Source organism: Streptomyces sp. NPDC043896, from assembly GCF_056435605.1.
In genome coordinates, this window is sequence record NZ_JBWKEE010000032.1 from 1 (window position 1) to 19758 (window position 19758).

The 19758-nt window shown below is 69.1% G+C and carries 18 protein-coding genes and 1 tRNA gene; 6 read left to right on the plus strand and 13 right to left on the minus strand.

The genetic code is table 11. From position 1 onward, the window contains the following. The first annotated feature begins 161 nt into the window (after positions 1-161). Positions 162-374 (plus strand): DUF4287 domain-containing protein, encoded by a 213-nt coding sequence (locus AC069X_RS33500; protein WP_478734654.1) that lies wholly within the window; start codon positions 162-164, stop codon positions 372-374. A 36-nt stretch (positions 375-410) separates the two neighbouring features. On the opposite strand, the gene AC069X_RS33505 is transcribed toward AC069X_RS33500, so the two are convergent. The 10 genes from AC069X_RS33505 to AC069X_RS33550 form a co-directional block, all read right to left on the minus strand. Then, complete coding sequence (locus AC069X_RS33505) at positions 411-1211, minus strand: alpha/beta fold hydrolase (protein ID WP_478734656.1); 801 nt, start codon at positions 1209-1211, stop codon at positions 411-413. A gap of 9 nt (positions 1212-1220) precedes the next feature. Beyond that, complete coding sequence (locus AC069X_RS33510; RefSeq protein WP_478734657.1) at positions 1221-2213, minus strand: sigma-70 family RNA polymerase sigma factor; 993 nt, start codon at positions 2211-2213, stop codon at positions 1221-1223. 423 nt (positions 2214-2636) lie between these two features. Further along, positions 2637-4166 (minus strand): phytoene desaturase family protein, encoded by a 1530-nt coding sequence (locus AC069X_RS33515; protein ID WP_478734659.1) that lies wholly within the window; start codon positions 4164-4166, stop codon positions 2637-2639. A 194-nt stretch (positions 4167-4360) separates the two neighbouring features. Beyond that, on the minus strand, positions 4361-4810 hold the full coding sequence (locus AC069X_RS33520; protein WP_478734661.1) for a hypothetical protein: 450 nt from the start codon (positions 4808-4810) through the stop codon (positions 4361-4363). A 52-nt stretch (positions 4811-4862) separates the two neighbouring features. After that, entirely contained in the window at positions 4863-5807 is a 945-nt protein-coding gene (locus AC069X_RS33525; RefSeq protein ID WP_478734663.1) for a sporulation-delaying protein SdpB family protein, read from the minus strand. Continuing rightward, positions 5807-6406: an SdpA family antimicrobial peptide system protein gene (locus AC069X_RS33530; protein WP_478734665.1), complete on the minus strand. Its 600-nt coding sequence runs from the start codon at positions 6404-6406 to the stop codon at positions 5807-5809. Before AC069X_RS33530 ends, AC069X_RS33525 begins: the two co-directional genes overlap by 1 nt. A gap of 83 nt (positions 6407-6489) precedes the next feature. Continuing rightward, positions 6490-7167, minus strand: coding sequence for a sporulation delaying protein family toxin (locus AC069X_RS33535; RefSeq protein ID WP_478734667.1), 678 nt, complete (start codon positions 7165-7167; stop codon positions 6490-6492). 272 nt (positions 7168-7439) lie between these two features. Beyond that, positions 7440-8414, minus strand: a complete 975-nt coding sequence (locus AC069X_RS33540) for a DUF1648 domain-containing protein (RefSeq protein WP_478734669.1) — start codon at positions 8412-8414, stop codon at positions 7440-7442. Beyond that, a complete protein-coding gene (locus AC069X_RS33545; protein WP_478734671.1) occupies positions 8411-8758 on the minus strand; it encodes a GntR family transcriptional regulator in 348 nt (115 codons plus the stop codon). The genes AC069X_RS33540 and AC069X_RS33545 overlap by 4 nt, the downstream gene beginning before the upstream one ends. 449 nt (positions 8759-9207) lie before the next feature. After that, a tRNA-Gly gene (locus tag AC069X_RS33550) sits at positions 9208-9278 on the minus strand. 478 nt (positions 9279-9756) lie between these two features. Between AC069X_RS33550 and dcd the strand changes: the two genes are divergently transcribed. Both dcd and AC069X_RS33560 read left to right on the plus strand, forming a co-directional pair. Then, positions 9757-10344, plus strand: coding sequence for a dCTP deaminase (gene dcd / locus AC069X_RS33555; RefSeq protein ID WP_007265045.1), 588 nt, complete (start codon positions 9757-9759; stop codon positions 10342-10344). After that, positions 10341-10841, plus strand: a complete 501-nt coding sequence (locus AC069X_RS33560; RefSeq protein WP_478734672.1) for a phosphoribosyltransferase — start codon at positions 10341-10343, stop codon at positions 10839-10841. The genes dcd and AC069X_RS33560 overlap by 4 nt, the downstream gene beginning before the upstream one ends. A 93-nt stretch (positions 10842-10934) precedes the next feature. On the opposite strand, the gene AC069X_RS33565 is transcribed toward AC069X_RS33560, so the two are convergent. Further along, entirely contained in the window at positions 10935-11897 is a 963-nt protein-coding gene (locus AC069X_RS33565; protein ID WP_478734673.1) for a Yip1 family protein, read from the minus strand. A 231-nt stretch (positions 11898-12128) separates the two neighbouring features. Here AC069X_RS33565 and AC069X_RS33570 point away from each other — a divergent pair, with 231 nt between their 5' ends. Beyond that, positions 12129-13151, plus strand: coding sequence for a hypothetical protein (locus AC069X_RS33570; protein WP_478734674.1), 1023 nt, complete (start codon positions 12129-12131; stop codon positions 13149-13151). 89 nt (positions 13152-13240) lie between these two features. On the opposite strand, the gene AC069X_RS33575 is transcribed toward AC069X_RS33570, so the two are convergent. Together AC069X_RS33575 and AC069X_RS33580 are read right to left on the minus strand one after the other, a co-directional pair. After that, entirely contained in the window at positions 13241-16204 is a 2964-nt protein-coding gene (locus AC069X_RS33575) for a heterodisulfide reductase-related iron-sulfur binding cluster (protein ID WP_478734675.1), read from the minus strand. Between the two features lie 110 nt (positions 16205-16314). Further along, positions 16315-16824 carry a sugar transferase gene (locus AC069X_RS33580; protein WP_478734676.1) on the minus strand — a complete coding sequence of 170 codons (510 nt, stop codon included), beginning with the start codon at positions 16822-16824 and terminating at the stop codon, positions 16315-16317. Between the two features lie 401 nt (positions 16825-17225). On the opposite strand from AC069X_RS33580, the gene dnaK reads away from it, so the two are divergent. Together dnaK and grpE are read left to right on the plus strand one after the other, a co-directional pair. Further along, complete coding sequence (gene dnaK, locus AC069X_RS33585; protein ID WP_007265038.1) at positions 17226-19070, plus strand: molecular chaperone DnaK; 1845 nt, start codon at positions 17226-17228, stop codon at positions 19068-19070. After that, positions 19070-19732, plus strand: a complete 663-nt coding sequence (grpE, locus tag AC069X_RS33590) for a nucleotide exchange factor GrpE (protein WP_478734678.1) — start codon at positions 19070-19072, stop codon at positions 19730-19732. Before dnaK ends, grpE begins: the two co-directional genes overlap by 1 nt. The last annotated feature ends 26 nt before the right edge of the window (positions 19733-19758 follow it).

Genomic DNA, 19758 nt, shown 5'->3' on the forward strand with positions numbered 1-19758 from the left:
CCAGAAGGGCGTCCAGGTTTGTCTTCACACACTGACCAACGGGCGCCCTTCGCCATGGTCGCGACCAGCACCAACATCGGACTCATTCATCTAGCCGACCGCCCCTCCCGCAGGCGTCATCGACATCACCAAGATCATTACGCTACGAAACGGGGGCACCCATGACCGACGCCGTGAAGGGTCCTGTCAGCTACTTCCCCTCCATCGAGAAGGAGTACGGCCGTCCGATCGCCGAATGGAAGGACCTCATCCGCACCTCCCCGCTCACCAAGCACATGGAGCTGGTGAACTGGCTCAAGTCCGAGCACGGCCTGGGCCACGGCCACGCCAACGCACTCGTCGCCCACACCCTCGCCGAGAACAGCGGTCAGTGAAGGGAAATGCGTCCCCGTCGTTCGGCTGACGGCAGATCACGTGACTTCTCCGAGGAACCCATGGAGTAGGTGCCGCAGGACGTCCGGCCGCTCCAGATGAACGTCGTGTCCCGTCCCGGGGACGCTCAAGGCCACGGCCTCCGGCCGCCGCCGGAGCATCTCGTCGATCTCCCCGGGCGGGATGATGCCGGACTGGCCGAGGACAGCCAGGGTCGGACAGGTCACGCTCGACCACTCGTTCCAGAAGGACCGCTGGGCGATCTCCGCGAGCGACTCGACCATCACATCGCGGTCGAAGCGGGGCCACCAGCCGCCGTCGCGTTCCATCAGGCCGGCCGCCCAGCCCTCGCCGACCGGACCGCCGCCGAGGAATTCGACGGCATCGTCCCGTGACGCGAACGGTCTGGGCCAGGAATCGAGCCACCCTGAGATCTCTGCTCGCACGTCACGGTTCGGCCCGCCCGGACCGGCCTCCACCAGGACCAGCCCGCGGAAGAGCTCAGAGTGCGCGGCAGCGGCGAGCATGGCCGTGTGGCCGCCCAGTGACTGGCCCACCAGGACGGGTTGCCGGAGGCCGAGCTGTTCGAGTATGGCGACGACATCTGCGACGTACGCCGCCCGGGACACGTCCTGCGGGCGGCGCTCGCTGGCGCCATGACCGCGCTGGTCGACGGCGATGACCCGGTAGTGGGGGCTCAGGTCCCGGGCAATGGTGTCCCATTCGCCCGCGTGGCCGGCCAGCCCGTGCAGCAGGACGACAGGTGCTCCTGATCCGCCCCAGTCATGGCAGGAAATGCGGACACTCTCACGGATGACGGTGTGCTCTGACCAGGTCATACAGGTCCCTCAGGCGGTGGGTCGGGCCGGGGGCGTGGCGGCGTCCGGGCCGATGCGTGCGGGCAGGCCGAACAGCGGGAACAGGCGCTCGGTTTCGCGGAAGGCGTTGATGCCGGTGATGTGGTGGCCGGAGAACTCGATGACCTGGAGTGCCCAGGGCTCGTAGCCCGTCCCGTCGGGGCTGGGCCGGTACTGGCCGAAGGCAGGGGTGCCGTTCGCCATGGTCGGGATCAGGCGGGAACCGCGGCAGTCGACGGCGGGTCCGGTCAGCCACGCCTGGATGTCGGGGATCCCACGCATCCACTTCGCGTACGGGGGCAGGCACAGCGTGGCGTCGACGTGGAGCAGCATGTTCAACTCCTCCATGTCGTAGCGGGAGAAAGCCATGGCATACCGCTCCGCCAGCATCCGGCGGACGGCGTCCGCCGGCCGGGTACCAGGGTCGTCGAAGGGGCCGCGATGTGCGGCGAGCGTGGCACGGGCCCGCTGCAGAGCGCTGTTGACGGAGGCGACGGTCGAGCCGTGCAGCTCGGCGACCTCGCGGGCCGAGAAGCTCAGCACGTCCCGGAGGATCAGCGTGGCTCGCTGCTTGGGCGGCAGGTGCTGGAGCGCGGCGACGAACGCCAGCCGCACCGATTCGCCCGCCGTCGCCGCGTCCTCGGGGTTTCCGCCGGGGCAGGGCCCGACCCATACGGTGGCGTCCTCCGGGGCGCCTGGGGACGAGGCTCCGGACGAAGGCGCTGAGAGGTCCATGGGCAGAGCCCGCCGCCTGCCTGCGGCCAGGGCGTCGAGACAGACGTTGGTGGCGATGCGGTAGATCCACGACCGCAACGACGAACGTCCCTCGAACCGCCCGACGTTCCGCCAGGCCCGGACCATGGTCTCCTGCACGGCGTCCTCGGCCTCGGCATATGCGCCGAGCATCCGGTAGCAGTACCCGGTCAGTTCCCCCCGGTACTCCTCAAGCCTGTCCGTCGCCCCTGGTGCCACGGTGTCCCGCATGCCGCCCCCTTCTGGCCTTGTGCGGTCGGCTCCCTCGCCAAGGCTGCGGCAACGATACGCACGACGAAGGAGCAGAGCACTGACCTGCCCTTCGTTCATGGGCGGCAGAAGGAGGTCGCTGGCGGGCTGGACGCCATGGTTCAAGCGGTGCGGCAAAGGCCGCGAAGGGCCGCCCGGGGGCAAGTGGTGCGGTGGTGCGCGGCACCTGAATTGGTCTGGACGACGATGAAGGCCCAGGTCGCTGACCTGGGCCTTCTTTCAAGAGCGGATGACGGGAATCGAACCCGCGCTATAAGCCTGGGAATCACTCGGTACTCGGGTAAGTGCCTAGTCGCTGACCTGCGAAAATGCCCGCTGACGATGCCGTTCCGGCTCCTTCGGTGTCACCCTTGTTGACCGCTGCTTACCGCCCCTACTGGCACGTTATGGCACGCCCCCCTCGTGCGAGGTCGGGTGCGTGCACGGCGCTGAGCTCCGAGCCGACCTTGATCGGCTGCGATACGGGTGGGGGCTGAGCGGAGGCGGTACGTGGATGCCGAATTCGCGCCGCAGCACCGCGCGGGCGGCGTAGTAGCCGGACATTCCGTGCACGCCGGGTCCGGGTGGTGTTGCGGCGGAGCACAGGTACACGCCGGGGATGGGGACTCGGTAGGGGGTGAGGCGCGGAGCGGGCCGTAGAAGGGACTGGCGGATGGTCATGGCGCCGGTGCCGATGTCTCCGCCCACGTAGTTCGGGTTGTAGGTCTCGTACCCTGCGGCTGGGATCCCTCTGCTTGCGATGACGGTGTCACGGAACCCGGGGGCGTATTGCTCGATGCGTGCGCTGATCAGCTCGACCGGATCGGTGGTGTCGCCGTTGGGGACGTGGGCGTATGCCCATATCGGACGCTTGTCGGGACGCGCCCTTCCCGGGTCGGCGATGGCGGGGTCGACGACGAGGACGAACGGTTCGTCGGCGAGGATGCCGGCCGCCGTGGCGGTCTCGCTGCGGAACATGTGGGCCTGAGTGCCGCCGAGATGGACGGTGGTGGCTTGGCCGACGCTGCTGTTGGTCCAGGGGATGGGCTCGGTGACGAGAAAGTCCGCCTTGGCAGCGCCGGGACCGTACCGGTAGCGGGTGAGCGCGCGCTCATAGGTGGTGGGTAGGCGGCCTGCTGTGATGCGGGCGAGTGTCTTGGGGCTGACGTCCAGGAGGACGGCTGTGGACCGGGGAAGCTCGGCCAAGTCGGAGACCAGGTGGCCGGTGTGGAACGTTCCCCCGCGCGCCGTGATTTCCGCGGCCAGGGCGTCAGCGATGCGTGCGCTGCCGCCGCCGACGACCGGCCATCCGCTCCCGTGCGCCAGGTGGCCCAGCAGTATGGCGACCGCAGCGGAGGCGAGTGAGGGGAGCCTGCCGACGGCGTGCGCGGCAACGCCGGTGAGCAAGGCGCGTGCCTCCTGCGTCGTGAACTGCGCTGGGGACAGGCGCGTGCCGTGGTTGAGGACGCCCCGCGCCAGAAGCAGCGGTGCGATCGGGTCCCGGAGAGGGGCGCGGTGACCGGACAGCAGGAGGCTGACAACGCCGTCGGAGTGGTCAAGGAGGGGCTGCATGAGGCTGCGCCAGCGCCGACCGTCGATTCCCAGACCGGCGCACGTGGCGTCGAGGTCGCGGTAGGCGATGCCTGCGGCTCCGTGGGGCAGGGGGTGGGCGTAGCTGGCCGGGGCGTGCAGCATCTGCACCCCCCGTTCGGTGAGGTCGAACTCGCGGAAGAAGGGGGAGGCCAGGGCCATCGGGTGGACGGTGGCGCAGATGTCGTGCGCGATGTCGCTGTCGAAGAGGGCCTCGGTGCGCAGGCCTCCTCCGACGGTGTCGCGTGCTTCGTACAGTCCGACGGAGAGCCCTGCGCGCGCCAAGGTGACGCCGGCGGCCAGCCCATTGGGGCCAGTGCCGACGATTACCGCGTCCGGAGACATGCCGTTCACTCCTCGGTGCAGGCTTGGGTGTCTGTCCGGATCGGCGCGCTTCAGGCGCAGACGGTACTGGCGTCAGCGCCAGTACCGTCTGCGCCGTCGGCTGGTGTGGGCACTTGGTCGTACGACGGCTGTTGCCTTGAGGAGCTGTTGGGGCTGAGGAGTCTGTCTGCGACCCCGCCCGTGGGTGTTGCCGGCTACTTGGCGGCGGTGGTCGGTGAGGTCGGCTTCTGGATGGGCCAGGTGGTGACGGAGACCTGCTGGCCGCAGTCTTGGGCGACCTCGCCCTTGCAGACGTAGACACTGCTGGTGGTGGTGGGAGCGTAGTGGGTCTTGAAGCTGACGGGCTTGGTACCAGGGCCGCACTGCGTGGCGATCTTGCGGGCGGGCAGGGGGGCGAAGTCGTGGATCGTCATGGACCACAGGGAGTAGCACCCGGGTCCGGTGTTCCTCAGCTCGCCCTCGACGGCGAGCGTCGAGGTGAGGATGCCGCTGCCCTTTTCGAGCCATCGGGTGCCGCTGGCGGTGGCGGTGGTGTGGTCGACTGACCACGGCAGTCCGGCGGCGGAGGACGGGGACGCGGCCAGAAGGATCGCGGCGGCCGAGCCGAGGGCGACAGTGAGGGTCTTCCGGGTGCTGGAGTGCATGGGCAGCGGTCCTTCCGTGGAGTGTTCGGCAGGTTTGTACGTGGGCCGTCGGTCAGACGTGGACGGGCTCGTTCACAGGTGTCTCGACGGCCGGGTGTTCAGGCTCGGCGGGCTGTGCACGCTTGCGCCACAACCGTGTGAGACGGGGGTCGTGTCCGTAGGGGGCGAGGAGCAGCAGCAGGCCGGCCCACATGGCGAAGGCGAAGCTCCACAGGCCCATGACGACGGCGATGCCGAGGTGGAAGAGGATGCCTGCAGGCAGGAGGGCCCACCGCACCTTCTGCGGCAGCAGGAGCGCAGCGGCGAGAACGATCTCCAGTACGAGGGGGCCCCATGTGAGCGCGGCGACGCCGAGGGGGTTGTCCACCACGGCGTTCAGGGCGGGGCGGAGCCAGTCCGGGGCTCCGAAGGCGTAGTTGTTGATCCAGTAGTACAGGGCACTGCCGTCTGCCCATTCGGCGTGGGGCAGTTTGGCCACGCAGGACTGGAAGTAGACGACGGACATCTGGATACGGGCCACGGTGATCGCGCTGACCCCGATCAGAGCCAGGGTTGGGCGGCGGTTCTCCGTGGGTTCGGACGGCTGTGGCTGCCAGTGCCAGCGTCGTGGGTCGCCGATGGCCACCAGGACGAGGATCAGGGCGAGGATCCAGGTGATCTGGTCTCCGCCATCGGGGATGGAGATGCCGGTGAACACGCTGAACGCGACGTAGGCGTGGGGGATGGCAGTGAACCGGGGGCGCCAGCCGCTGGCTGCGATGACGAGGACGAGGCAGCACACCCAGCGCATCGTCTCGAAATGGTCGGGGGACACCAGGCAGAAGGCTCCTGCTCCGGTGACGCCCCGGCACAGCGGGTACTGGCCGACAGTGGAGACTTCCCGGAAGAGGGTCGCGCTGTCGCTGAAGGCGAGCGTGCCCAGGGTGCCGAGCGCCAAGAGGGTGCGGGCCAGGCCGTAGCCGGCGGCCCAGGGGAGGGTGACGGTGCGCTTTCGCATCAGCAGGTCACCTCGAGCACCATGACGCGTTCGGTGGAGTGGGTCTCGGGCACGAGGTCTCGCCACGCGTAGGGCGTGGGGCGTTCCTGCAGCAGGCCGACGGTTCCGCACAGTGTGGGGTCGGGGGAGCTGTTCTCCAACCGGCGGGCGGCGTCACCGGAGCTGGACAGGCAGGTCGGCCCGCTGTCGGTGCAGTCACGCCAGTCCGACTTCTGGGCGGCCCCGAGCAGCATGGCGATTTCGATGCCCTGAGCGCGTGATTCGCGGTTGAGCCCGAAGGCATTGTGTGGAGAGGCGTGCGGGGTGAGGGAGAGTGCCTGCCAGCCTTCGGGCGTCTTCTTGTAGGGGACGACCTCGGGATCGCGCGGGGACTTGGTGAAGAAAGCCCAGCCTTGTGGTGCGATATTAACTACCGCATGCTTCACCTTGTTTTGCGCTGGCAATGTGATGACGTTTTTCGGGACCTGCTCTTGCACTGAATAGAGCACGATCACCGACCAGATGGCGCACACGATGACGACCGATTTGAGGGATACGGAGACGGCGCCATTACCGCTGCGGGTGAATGCGGTACAGGCCGTCCGGATTTTGCTGTTCATGATGGAGGGGAGGGTCCTCTGCCGCTGGGACGGGAACGCAGCGTCGGGGGCGGAGAGTCTGCAGCCTCTCCGCCCCCTTTCGCTTAGGCGGCCTTGAGCGCCTTCGTCACCTGGGCGACGGCCTCGTCCTTCGACAGCGGGGTGCCGTCACCGGTGGTGGGCTGCGGGCTCCAGAACCAGTTCTTGCCCTTGACGAAGTTCGCTCCCACCGCGACGGTGACCGTCACCACGGCGCCTGCCGCGGTCACGACGGCGGCGATATGGACGACCGCGGCGCCGACCGCGACGGTGACGCCGCACAGCTGGCCGTTCTCGACGGGAGTGGCCTTGTCGTCCTTCTGTGCCACTGCCATCAGCATGTTCTGGGCGTCCGTGACGGCCTTCTCGACCTGGCGGGGGTCGCCGCTGCGGGTCTTCGCGCTGAGCTCCGCGAAGAAGGCGGGGGACCGCTTGTTGATCAGGTCGATGACAGCGTTCGAAGCCCGCACCTCGTCGAGGTCCTCGTTGTCGACGTGCTGGCGGGCCTCCGCGAACAGGTCGAGCTTCGACAGGTTGCTGCCGACCTCACCCTGGCCGAAGAACAGGCCCCGGAAGACCTTCTCGCCATCGGCCTTGGCCGAGGCCGGCGACGCGACGGAGACGGCGGCGACGGGCTTGGTGCCCGCGTCGGCCATCGCCGACGGGGCTGCGGCCACGCAAAGGGCCGCTGCCGTAACGCCCGCGACCACCAGGATGCCGCGCTGCTTGATGTTCAACTTCATTCCCCTCGTTAGAAGAACATCAGGGAGCGGACAGGCTTTTGGTCACTCGCCCCCCGATGCGTGAACTGCCTTCGCGATATTCGCATAGGGAATGATCATGAGTCGAGCAAATATGACCGCACTCACAGGCGATCTAAGTGGAAAGATGTCTTCCGGTGATTTTTTGCTTCTTTCCGGCCAGTAGTGGCGGAGATGCTTGACTCGGGGTGTCCGAGGGGGCGTCAAATCAGGGCGATTCTGACGAATGAATTTCGCCAGAATGGCTTAATGGGTTAGCTGGCGTGTCGGGTCGAAAGTGCGTTGAGCAGTGCGGCGCCGCGTTCGGCGTCATCGACGCTCACGGCAAACTCCGTGCCCTTGGCCGGGCGGATGACCAGGCACTCGCCGGCCCTGAGCATCACCGTGGTGCCCAGGCCGCTGAGCCGGTAGCCCCACCCACCGACCTGTGCCGGGGTCCGCGTCTCGGCACGCGCCGAAATAATGTTCTGGGCCGGCCAGCGGCGCACCGGCCAGCCGAGCGGACCGAAGGCCACCTCCAGCCCGGACTCGGTCACCCGAGCCTGCACCGATGCGCAGAACAGTACGAGCACCGAAGCGATCGCGAACGGGGCGATGAGCGCCCACTGCAGGCCAATCAGACCGCCCGCGGCCGCGAGTACGGCGGCTGCCGCCACGAGGCCGGTGAGGGCGGCGGTCAGGTGGAGCCAGGGGTTCGTGGTCCGGGAGAGCCAGACGCGGCGCTCGCCCTCGGGAATCTCCATCACCCCGCCGCTCCCGTCCTGCTGGGCTTGGACCGGGAGTGCCGCGCGCCGGCCGGCGAACCACCCGAGCGCACCGGCCACGACCGCGACCGCCGCCGTGATGGCCATCCCCACACCCACTGAACCGGCGTCCCGCCAGTCGGTTCGGTCCAGATTGGCTCGGACGATCGAAGCCTGGGCGCCGGCCAGGAACACACCGCCGGACAGCAGGGACACTCCGATCCACGCCCGTGCGGGTGCGCCTCCGCGCTGGCCCGCTATGGCGATGGAAAGCGCCAGAACGGCCCAGATCAGCGCCGGGAACACGGCCGCCGCCCACAAGGGCATCGAACCGTCGGGAGCCCCATCGCCCCAATGCGTGGCAAGGCGCTTCGGCAGCCGGCTGCTCGCGGCCGGTGGAAGTCCCGCCAGCACAGCCAGTACGCCCGCCGCCCAGGCCGCCGCTCCCCAGCGCGTGGCATTCGTCCGCTTCGTACGGTCAGTCACGAAAGCCCCCTGATCATTTCAATGAGATCGTTCTTGCTGTATCCGAGGCGCGCGGCATCGGCCACCAACTGCCGAGTCCTGCTCAGCAGTTCGGACCGCTGGCCTGCGCCCTCGGTGACGGTGACCCCGCGACCCCGCCGGAACTCCAGCACCCCCTCGTCTCGCAGAGCCCGCAGCCCGCGCAGGACCGTGTTGGCGTTCACCCCGAGCGCCTGGGAAAGATCCCGGGCCGGAGGCAGCCGGTCCCCCGGCGCGCACTCACCCTCTGCAATGGCGCGCCGGATCGCCCCCGCCACCTGTTCATGGAGAGGGCGACTGTCCGTGGTGTCCAGTCTCAGCAGCATGATGCTAATGAGCGTAGCACTATTATCGTCATGATGCCTGGGGTGCGATGAGCTCAGGCAGGTTTCCCTCGGGGGGGGGCAACGCCTTGGACGAGGGCGGGTGTGGTGTCGCCGTCGGCGGCCCGGAGCGCGTCGGCGGCCCTCACTGCCTGGCGGAGACGGGCTTCGTGTGGTGGGCGCGCCTTTGGGTTCGGTGTAGCAGCCGGTGCTCCTGCGGTGACGGTTGGCTGCTGCGTTCAGGTCGGCGAATTGGCGTATCCGTGCCGGATGGTGCGCGGTTCACTTGAGGTGCCTCTCGTGATTCGAGGTGCCGACCTGGCGATGTGGTGCGCCAAGCAGCCTCCGGGCAGGGCATTCACGGGAGCTGGGGCACGCGGAGGGCACGGCGAGGGCCGAGAGGTCTAGACAACGAAGAAGGCCCAGGTCGCTGACCTGGGCCTTCTTTCAAGAGCGGATGACGGGAATCGAACCCGCGCTATAAGCTTGGGAAGCTCATGTTCTACCATTAAACTACATCCGCACAGAGGTCCAGCTGCCTGGATCCCTACCGTTGCACACTGTACCCCATGATCGACCCCCGGTGAATTCTCCCCCGGGGGCGTTCTCGTTTCCGGGGTGCAGGAGGGTTCGTGGGGGCGGGAGTTGGGGCGTACCGTGGGGGTGCGGAGCGGCGGCTGGAGCGGGGTCCCGTTCATCCCCTAATGTGGCGATTCATCGCAGTACGGCTCGTTGGGGAAAGGGACTCGATGGAGCACACAGTCGTCCGTTGTGCCGAAGGGCATGTTTTCAACACCGCTTCGTTCCCGTTGCAGCACCTCGGTGCCGGCCGGATCGGACCCGGGCGGCTGCTGCGGTGTCCGCGGTGCGCGCGGCTGAGGCACGCGGTGCCCGTCGGCGGCGTCAAGCGCTAGGACGGCGGTAAGCGGTACGGCAGGACCGGCGCGCGGGGCCCCCTTCTCGATTGGGGGTGGCCCGCGCGCTCTGCGTATCCTCGGGACGTGCTTCTCTCCGACAAAGACATCCGGGCCGAGATCGACAGCGGACGGGTTCGCATTGACCCGTTCGACGAGTCGATGGTGCAGCCCTCCAGCATCGATGTGCGTCTCGACCGGTTCTTCCGGGTCTTCGAGAACCACCGCTACGCGCACATCGACCCCGCCATCGAGCAGCCCGACCTGACCCGCATGGTCGAGCCCGAGGGCGACGAGGCCTTCATCCTGCATCCGGGTGAGTTCGTGCTCGCCTCGACGTACGAGGTCATCTCGCTGCCCGAGGACATCGCCTCCAGGCTGGAGGGGAAGTCCAGCCTGGGGCGTCTGGGTCTGGTGACGCATTCGACGGCCGGGTTCATCGACCCCGGGTTCTCGGGGCACGTGACCCTGGAGCTGTCGAACCTGGCCACCCTTCCGATCAAGCTCTGGCCGGGCATGAAGATCGGGCAGCTGTGCATGTTCCGGCTCAGCTCGCCCGCGGAGTTCCCGTACGGCAGTGAGCGGTACGGCTCCAGGTACCAGGGGCAGCGCGGGCCGACCGCCTCGCGCTCCTTCCAGAACTTCCACCGCACCCAGGTGAGGCACGAGGCATGACTGACGCAGTACGCGAGAACCTTTCCTACGAGGGGTTCGGCCGCGCCGTCCGCGAGCTGGCGCAGACCATCGCCGACGACGGCTACGAGCCCGACATCATCCTGAGCATCGCCCGTGGCGGCGTGTTCGTCGCCGGCGGTCTGGCGTACGCGCTCGACTGCAAGAACATCCACCTGGTGAACGTGGAGTTCTACACCGGTGTGGGCACCACGCTGGAGATGCCGGTCATGCTGGCACCCGTGCCCGAGGCGATCGACTTCACCGACAAGAAGGTCCTCATCGCCGATGACGTGGCCGACACCGGGAAGACGCTCAAGCTCGTCCACGACTTCTGCCTCGGCCACGTCGCCGAGGTGCGCTCGGCCGTGATCTACGAGAAGTCCCACTCGCTCGTGCAGTGCGAGTACGTGTGGAAGCGCACCGACGACTGGATCGAGTTCCCGTGGTCGGTCCAGCCGCCCGTGGTCAAGCGCGAGGGCCAGGTACTCGACGCCTGAGCAGGGCGTACGGACGACGGGAAGGGCCCGCCGCGCACCAAGCGCGGCGGGCCCTTCCCGTTCTTCGTGTCGCGAGTCGCGTGCGTGTCGCGTCTAGAGCGTGCCCAGCTTGATCATCGACAGCAGGGCCACCAGCTGGATGGCGGACGCGCCCAGCGCCTTCTGCCAGGGCAGGTCGTGCGACTTGCCGACCATCGAGGTGAAGAGCGCGCCGGCCGCCAGCCAGGTCACCCAGCCCAGCACCTGCACGAACATGTTGTCGCCGCCCAGGAACACCGCCACCAGCAGCCGCGGCGCGTCCGTGATGGACATGACCAGCATCGACAGGCCCACGGTCGGCTGCCACGCCCCGTCGCCGCCCAGCTGGCGGGCCAGGGTGTGGGTGACCGCACCGAGGATCAGGCCGCAGAGGACGAAGGCCACACCGGCGCTGAGGGTGATCGGGATCACCTGGGTGAGGGTCGCCTTGATGGCGTCCTCGCGGGCCTTGTCGAAGCCGAAGACCGCGAGCATGCCGTAGATGAAGGTCACGGTGAGCGCGGGACCCCAGACGGCGTAGTCGCGCATCTGGAGGAAGGTCGGCCCGGGCCGCATCACGATGCCGCGCAGCAGGTCCTTCCAGTGCAGCCGCGGCCCGGCGGGGGCCGCGGGGGCGGCGCCGGCCTGGTAGCTCGCGCCCTGGCCGTACGGGTCCTCGCCGACCGAGAAGGCCTGGGTGTACCCCGGGTCGTTCGCGTACGAGGACCCCTGCGGGCCCGCGTACGGGGTCTGCGGCGGCTGCGGGTGCTGCGGCTGCGCGTACTGGCCGCCGCCGTGGCCCCCGTGGCCGCCCTGGCCGTACGGGTCGAAGTACTCCGGCTCGCCGTGGTCGCCCGCGGCGCCCTGGGCCGGCCAGTGCTGCTGCGGCGGCGGCCCGGCGGGCGGGTACGGCTGATGGCCGTACGGTGCCTGCGGCGCTTGCTGCTGCTGACCGTACGGCTGCTGCCGCGGGGTGTGCGGGGGTTGCTGCGGAGGGTGGTTGTCGTCCCTGCCGCGTCCGATCCTGAATCCAGCCACGTGATCGAAAGTACCTGCTCCGCCGGGCGCCCGTGGCCGGGCCACCGGAACAGGCACCCTTTGCGGCTGACCTGTGACATCCCCTAGGGGGAATGGGGGAGGGGTGATTTACACGGTTGCGTCAGGTTGTGTTCTGGTTCGTTACGTAGCCGACGGAATGCGTACGTATCGGATCCGTAGCTTCGTGAGTGTCACCGCCACGGAGCAACGAACCAGAACGGATGTCGAGACATGCGCCGCACCCGCCGCAGCACCACCCTTCGTACCGCCGCAGTCCTCACCGGCGCCGCCGCCGTGCTGGCGCTGCCCGTCGGCTCCGCCTTCGCGGACTCGCCGACGGCGCCGCAGCCCGAGGTGCTGCCCGGGATCGAGCAGCCGTCGGTGGACCCGTCGGTGGACCCGTCGGTGAAGCCGAGCGTGAAGCCGCCGGTGGAGCGGCCGGCGGACCGGCCCGCCCAGCGGACCGCGAAGAGCCGGACGTACGTCACCAGCGTGAAGCTGGCCGACGGGACGGTCGCGAAGGTCTACAAGCTCGGTGACGACCACTTCGAGGCGGACGTCTACGCCGGGAAGACGAAGCTGGACACCCTGGTCAGCAAGAACGGCAGGCCGGCGTACGGGCAGAACAACGGCCTGCACGTGGTCCTCCGGCCGGACGGCACCGTGACCTCGTGGGTCGAAGGGGGATCGCGCAAGCCTGTCGAGAAGCCGAAGCCGAAGCCGAAGCCGCAGCCGAAGCCGCAGGTCAGGAAGGAGACCTCGGTGCGGATCACGATGCCGGACGGGCGGATCGCGAAGCTGGTCGACGGCCCGAAGGGCAAGCGCGCCGAGATCTCCATGCCGAACGGCCACCACCTCGGCACGATCGACCTGAAGAACCCGAGCGCGGTGAACGACGGCTGGACGTACAAGCTCGTCCAGGACGGGAAGCGCGTGAAGTTCGTCGTCATCGACGGCAAGGGGGGAGGGGACAGCTGGGTGTACGACTTCGCCACCGGCAAGCTGATCGAGAAGTACCGGGCGGAGAAGCCGGAGAAGCCGGTGAAGAAGGTGGACGTGAAGACGGACGCGACGGCCGGGGCGAAGGGGGAGCGGGTCGTCCCGAAGGGCGGCGTGAACGCCGGCGCCGAGGGCGTCTCCGACCCGCAGACCACCGACACCCCGCTGCTGCTCGCCGCCGGTGGCGGCATGGCCGCGACGGGCGCGGCGGGCCTCGGCTTCGCGATGCTCCGCCGGAACCGCACCGACGGCTGACGCCGGACGGCCCGGACGGCCCGGACCCACGAGAACGGCCGGTCCCCCGCACGGGGACCGGCCGTTCCTCGATGGTGACGGGCCTGCGGCTACTTGGCAGCCTCGGGCTTGGCGTCGTCCTTGGCGTCAGCCTCGGGCTCGGCGTCGTCCTTCGCCTCGGTCCCGGCTTCGGGCTTGGCCTCGGACTCGGCCGGGGCATCCGCCTTCGGCTCGACTGCCTCGTCCTCGGCCTTGGAGTCGTCCTCAGCCTTGGCCTCGGCCTCGGGGGCCTTCGGGTCCGTCGACCCGGACTCCGCGTCAGCGGCGGCTTCCGCGGCCGGCTCTTCCTCGGCGTCGCCCTCGGCCTCGGACTCCGCCTTCGGCTCGTCCGTGGTGGCCGTCTCGGCCGCGGACTCGGCCTTCGCGGCGTCGGCGTCATCGGCCTTGGCCTCGGCTTCGGCCTCCGCCTTCGCGTCGGGCTCGGTAGCGTCCTCGGTCTTTGCCTTGGCCTCGGCTTCGGCCTCCGCCTTCGCGTCGGGCTCGGTAGCGTCCTCGGCCTCTGCCTTGGCCTCGGCTTCGGCCTCCGCCTTCGCGTCGGACTCGGCGGCGTCCTCGGTCTCCGCCTCGGCTTCGGCCTTCGCCTTCGCCTCGGCTTCCTCCTTGGCCTTCGCCTCCGCAGCGGCAGCCGCCTCGGCCTTCGCCTTGGCTTCCGCCTCCGCCTTGGCCTTCGCCTCCGCCTCCGCAGCCGCCTTCGCCTTCGCCTCCGCAGCCGCCTTCGCCTCGGCCTCCGCCGCGGCAGCGGCCTCGGCGGCCTCGGCGGCTTCGGCTTCCGCCGCCAGGGCCGCCAGCTCCTCCTCCGTCGGCTCCGGGGCCTTCACCGACTCCAGCAGCAGCTGCGCCACGTCCACGACCTGGACGGACTCCTTCGCCTGCCCGTCGTTCTTCTTGCCGTTCACCGAGTCGGTCAGCATCACCAGGCAGAACGGGCACGCCGTCGACACGATGTCCGGGTTGAGCGAGAGGGCCTCGTCGACGCGCTCGTTGTTGATGCGCTTGCCGATCCGCTCCTCCATCCACATCCGCGCGCCACCCGCGCCACAGCAGAAGCCCCGCTCCTTGTGGCGGTGCATCTCCTGCTGGCGCAGGCCCGGCACGGCGGACATGATCTCGCGCGGCGGCGTGTAGACCTTGTTGTGACGGCCCAGGTAGCACGGGTCGTGGTACGTGATCAGGCCCTCGACCGGCGTCACCGGCGTCAGCCGGCCCTCGTCGATCAGGTGCTGGAGCAGCTGCGTGTGGTGGATGACCTCGTACTCGCCGCCCAGCTGCGGGTACTCGTTCGCGATGGTGTTGAAGCAGTGCGGGCAGGTGGAGACGATCCGCTTCGCCGACTTCGGCTTCTTCGTCGACGGGTCGTCGTCGTCCTCGCCGAACGCCATGTTCAGCATCGCGACGTTCTCCTGGCCCAGCTGCTGGAACAGCGGCTCGTTGCCCAGGCGGCGCGGCGAGTCACCGGTGCACTTCTCGTCGCCGCCCATGATCGCGAACTTGACGCCCGCGATGTTCAGCAGCTCCGCGAAGGCCTTCGTGGTCTTCTTCGCCCGGTCCTCCAGGGCGCCCGCGCAGCCGACCCAGTACAGGTAGTCGAACTCCGAGAGGTCCTCCGCGTCCTTCCCGATGATCGGGACCTCGAAGTCGACCTCCTTCGTCCACTCGACGCGCTGCTTCTTGGCCAGGCCCCAGGGGTTGCCCTTCTTCTCCAGGTTCTTGAGCATCGTGCCCGCCTCCGACGGGAACGCGCTCTCGATCATCACCTGGTAGCGGCGCATGTCGACGATGTGGTCGATGTGCTCGATGTCGACCGGGCACTGCTCCACGCACGCGCCGCAGGTGGTGCAGGACCACAGCACGTCCGGGTCGATGACGCCGTTTTCCTCGACGGTGCCGATCAGCGGGCGCTCGGCCTCCGCCAGGGCGGCCGCGGGGACGCCGGCGAGCTGCTCGGCGGTCGCCTTCTCCTCGCCCTCCATCGTCTTGCCGCCGCCCGCGAGCAGGTACGGGGCCTTGGCGTGCGCGTGGTCGCGCAGCGACATGATCAGGAGCTTCGGGGACAGCGGCTTGCCGGTGTTCCACGCGGGGCACTGCGACTGGCAGCGGCCGCACTCGGTGCAGGTGGAGAAGTCGAGGATGCCCTTCCAGGAGAACTGCTCGACCTGGGAGACGCCGAAAACGTCGTCCTCGCCCGGCTCCTCGAAGTCGATCTCCTTGCCGCCCGAGGTCATCGGCTGGAGGGCGCCGAGCGCCGTCGAACCGTCGGCGTTGCGCTTGAACCAGATGTTCGGGAAGCCGAGGAAGCGGTGCCACGCCACACCCATGTTGGTGTTGAGCGAGACCGTGATCATCCAGATGAAGGAGACGCTGATCTTCACCATCGCGGTGAAGTAGATGGCGTTCTGGATGCCGCTGTAGGAGAGCCCCTTGAAGGCCAGCACCAGCGGGTACGAGGCGAAGTACGCCGGCTCGTACGACTCGACGCCGTGGATCGCGCCCTCAAGGCCGCGCAGGGCCAGGATCGCGAGGCCGATGGTGAGGATGACGTACTCGACGAAGTACGCCTGCCAGGCCTTCGAGCCGGCGAACCGCGACTTGCGACCGGCCCGCGAGGGGAGGTTGAGCAGGCGGATCACCATCAGGACGACGATGCCGACGACGGTCATCACGCCGATGAACTCGGTGTAGAGCTCGAAGGGCAGGAAGTCGCCGACGATCGGCAGCAGCCAGTCCGCCTGGAAGAGCTGGCCGAAGGCCTGCACCAGGGTCGGCGGCAGCGTCAGGAAGCCGATCGCGACGAACCAGTGGGCGAAGCCGACGATGCCCCAGCGGTTCATCCGGGTGTGGCCGAGGAACTCCCTGACCAGGGTGATCGTTCGGTCCTTCGGGCGGTCCGTGCGGCTGCCCGCCGGTAGCGGTTGGCCGAGCTTCACGAACCGGTAGATCTGCGCCACGGCTCGGGCGATCAGCGCGACGCCGACCACGGTCAGGACCAGCGACACGATGATCGCGGCGAGTTGCATGGGAGGGCTCCTCGGGCGGGACTTACTAAGCGGTAACTTATTGAGTCAAGGCTTGAGGTTACCCAGTTCCCGCGCCGCACTGTAGGTGAGCGTGCGGTGATCTGTGTCGCTCAGGCATGCCTCTGTCGGTAGGCCGCCCGAGGGGTCTGCGCGAGGATCGCGAGATCCATCCCCAGCCAATGGCTCTCCACATAGTGCCGGTCCAGCAGGGCCTCTTCCTCCCAGGGGAGGTCGGAACGCACGCTGACCTGCCACAATCCGGTCATTCCGGGACGTACGAGCAGCCTTTCGGGGTGGTCCGTACGAGACTCCGGGCGCGGCCCGACCAGGGACATCTCCCCGCGCACCACGCCCAGCAGCTGCGGCAGCCCCTCCAGCGCGCACCGCCGGACCAGCGCCCCCGTCCGCCCCGCGCCCTCGGTGCGCAGCCGCCAGACGCCGATCGGCCGGCCGCCGAGCCCGAGCGCGGGCTCGCGTACGAGGACGCGCGCGCGGGTGGCCCCGTACAGCGCGGCGGCCGCCAGGAGCGCCGGGCCGGCGCACAGGGGCAGCAGGACCGCCGCGCCGACGAGGTCGAAGACCCGCTTGGCGGGCGGCCGGGCCGGCCATCGTGCCGGCATCCGGAGCCGGGGCCGGGGCCGGAGCCGGGGCCGGAGCGGGAGCCGGACCCGGATGCGGAGTCCGGTCCCGGTCCTGGTCCGGCACCGTGGCCCCGGTCGGGCGGGGTGGGTTGGCAGGAGGGGCATGTCCGGCACGCTGCCGGACGCCTGCCCCGAGGGCGGGGCGCCGCGCGGCCGCGCCTCGTGCCGGGAACCCGTTCGGGTGCCGCGCCGTGAACCCGGCCCGGCCGGCGGGCTGCGGGCGCGGAGCGCCCGATCCGGGCCGGGGTGCGGCCCGGGGTGCGGCCCTGAGCGTAAGGGCCGCCTAAAGGTTGAGCCCCCTCGACTCACCTCTGTTGACGCCGTGGCGGCGTTGCGGCATTCTTGAGTCCGTTCCACTCAAGTCAGCTGGAGGAATCGAAATGGCACGTGCGGTCGGCATCGACCTGGGCACCACTAACTCCGTCGTCAGCGTTCTCGAAGGCGGAGAGCCCACCGTCATCACCAACGCCGAGGGTGCCAGGACCACGCCGTCCGTCGTCGCCTTCGCCAAGAACGGCGAGGTCCTCGTCGGCGAGGTGGCCAAGCGCCAGGCGGTCACGAACGTTGACCGGACCATCCGCTCCGTCAAGCGCCACATGGGCACTGACTGGAAGATCAACCTGGATGGCAAGGACTTCAACCCGCAGCAGATGAGCGCCTTCATCCTGCAGAAGCTGAAGCGCGACGCCGAGGCGTACCTGGGCGAGAAGGTCACGGACGCGGTCATCACCGTCCCGGCGTACTTCAACGACTCCGAGCGCCAGGCGACGAAGGAGGCCGGCGAGATCGCCGGTCTGAACGTCCTGCGCATCGTCAACGAGCCGACGGCCGCCGCCCTGGCCTACGGTCTCGACAAGGACGACCAGACCATTCTCGTCTTCGACCTCGGTGGCGGCACCTTCGACGTGTCGCTCCTGGAGATCGGCGACGGCGTCGTCGAGGTCAAGGCCACCAACGGTGACAACCACCTCGGCGGCGACGACTGGGACCAGCGCGTCGTCGACTACCTGGTGAAGCAGTTCGCCAACGGCCACGGCGTCGACCTGTCCAAGGACAAGATGGCGCTCCAGCGCCTGCGCGAGGCCGCCGAGAAGGCGAAGATCGAGCTGTCCTCCTCCACGGAGACCACGATCAACCTGCCGTACATCACGGCCTCCGCCGAGGGCCCGCTGCACCTGGACGAGAAGCTCACGCGCTCGCAGTTCCAGCAGCTCACCGCGGACCTGCTCGACCGCTGCAAGACCCCGTTCCACAACGTCATCAAGGACGCCGGCATCGCGCTGTCCGAGATCGACCACGTGGTCCTGGTCGGCGGCTCCACCCGCATGCCGGCCGTCGCCGAGCTCGTCAAGGAGCTCACCGGCGGTCAGGACGCCAACAAGGGCGTCAACCCGGACGAGGTCGTCGCCATCGGCGCCACCCTCCAGGCCGGTGTCCTCAAGGGTGAGGTCAAGGACGTCCTGCTCCTCGACGTGACCCCGCTGTCCCTCGGCATCGAGACCAAGGGCGGCATCATGACCAAGCTCATCGAGCGCAACACGACCATCCCGACCAAGCGGTCGGAGATCTTCACGACGGCCGAGGACAACCAGCCGTCCGTGCAGATCCAGGTCTACCAGGGCGAGCGCGAGATCGCGGCGTACAACAAGAAGCTCGGCATGTTCGAGCTGACGGGCCTGCCGCCGGCCCCGCGCGGCGTCCCGCAGATCGAGGTCTCCTTCGACATCGACGCCAACGGCATCATGCACGTCACGGCCAAGGACCTTGGCACGGGCAAGGAGCAGAAGATGACCGTCACCGGCGGCTCCTCGCTCGGCAAGGACGAGGTCGACCGCATGCGCCAGGAGGCCGAGCAGTACGCGGAGGAGGACCTGCGCCGCAAGGAGGCGGCCGAGTCCCGCAACCAGGGCGAGCAGCTCGTCTACCAGACGGAGAAGTTCCTCGCGGACAACGCGGAGAAGGTCCCGGCCGAGGTCAAGACCGAGGTCGAGACGGCCGTCACCGAGCTGAAGGACAAGCTCAAGGGCGAGGACACCGCCGAGATCCGCACCGCGACCGAGAAGCTCGCCGCGGTGAGCCAGAAGCTCGGCCAGGCCATCTACGCCGACGCCCAGGCCGCCCAGGCCGCCGGCGGCGCGGGTGACGCGGGCCAGGCGAAGGCCGACGACGACGTCGTCGACGCCGAGATCGTCGACGACGAGAAGCCGAAGGGCGGCGCTGCCTGATGTCGGAGGAGACCCCGGGTTTCGACGAGAAGCCTGAAGTCCCCACCGGCGCCGGCGACGACGCGGAGCCGAAGGCCGCCGACTCCTCCAAGAAGGAGGACGAGGCGGCCCCGGCCGGGGACGCGGCTCAGGATGTGGCCCTGCTGGCCCAGCTGGACCAGGCCCGTACCGCGCTCGGCGAGCGCACCGCGGACCTCCAGCGGCTTCAGGCCGAGTACCAGAACTACCGTCGCCGCGTGGAGCGGGACCGGGTCGCCGTCAAGGAGATCGCGGTCGCGAGCCTGCTGACGGAGCTCCTCCCGACCCTGGACGACATCGGCCGGGCGCGGGAGCACGGCGAGCTGGTCGGCGGCTTCAAGTCGGTGGCCGAGTCGCTGGAGACCGCCGCCGCCAAGATGGGGCTGCAGCAGTTCGGCAAGGAGGGCGAGCCCTTCGACCCGACGATCCACGAGGCCCTGATGCACTCGTACGCGCCGGACGTCACCGAGACGACCTGCGTGGCGATCCTGCAGCCGGGGTACCGGATCGGCGAGCGTACGATCCGTCCCGCGCGGGTCGCGGTGGCCGAGCCCCAGCCGGGCGCGGCGCCCGCCGCGAAGTCCGAGTCCGGTGACGGCGACACGCCGTCCGACAAGGACACGGATGCCCCCGACAAGGGCTGACGCACACCATGTAGGGATCCGAGAGG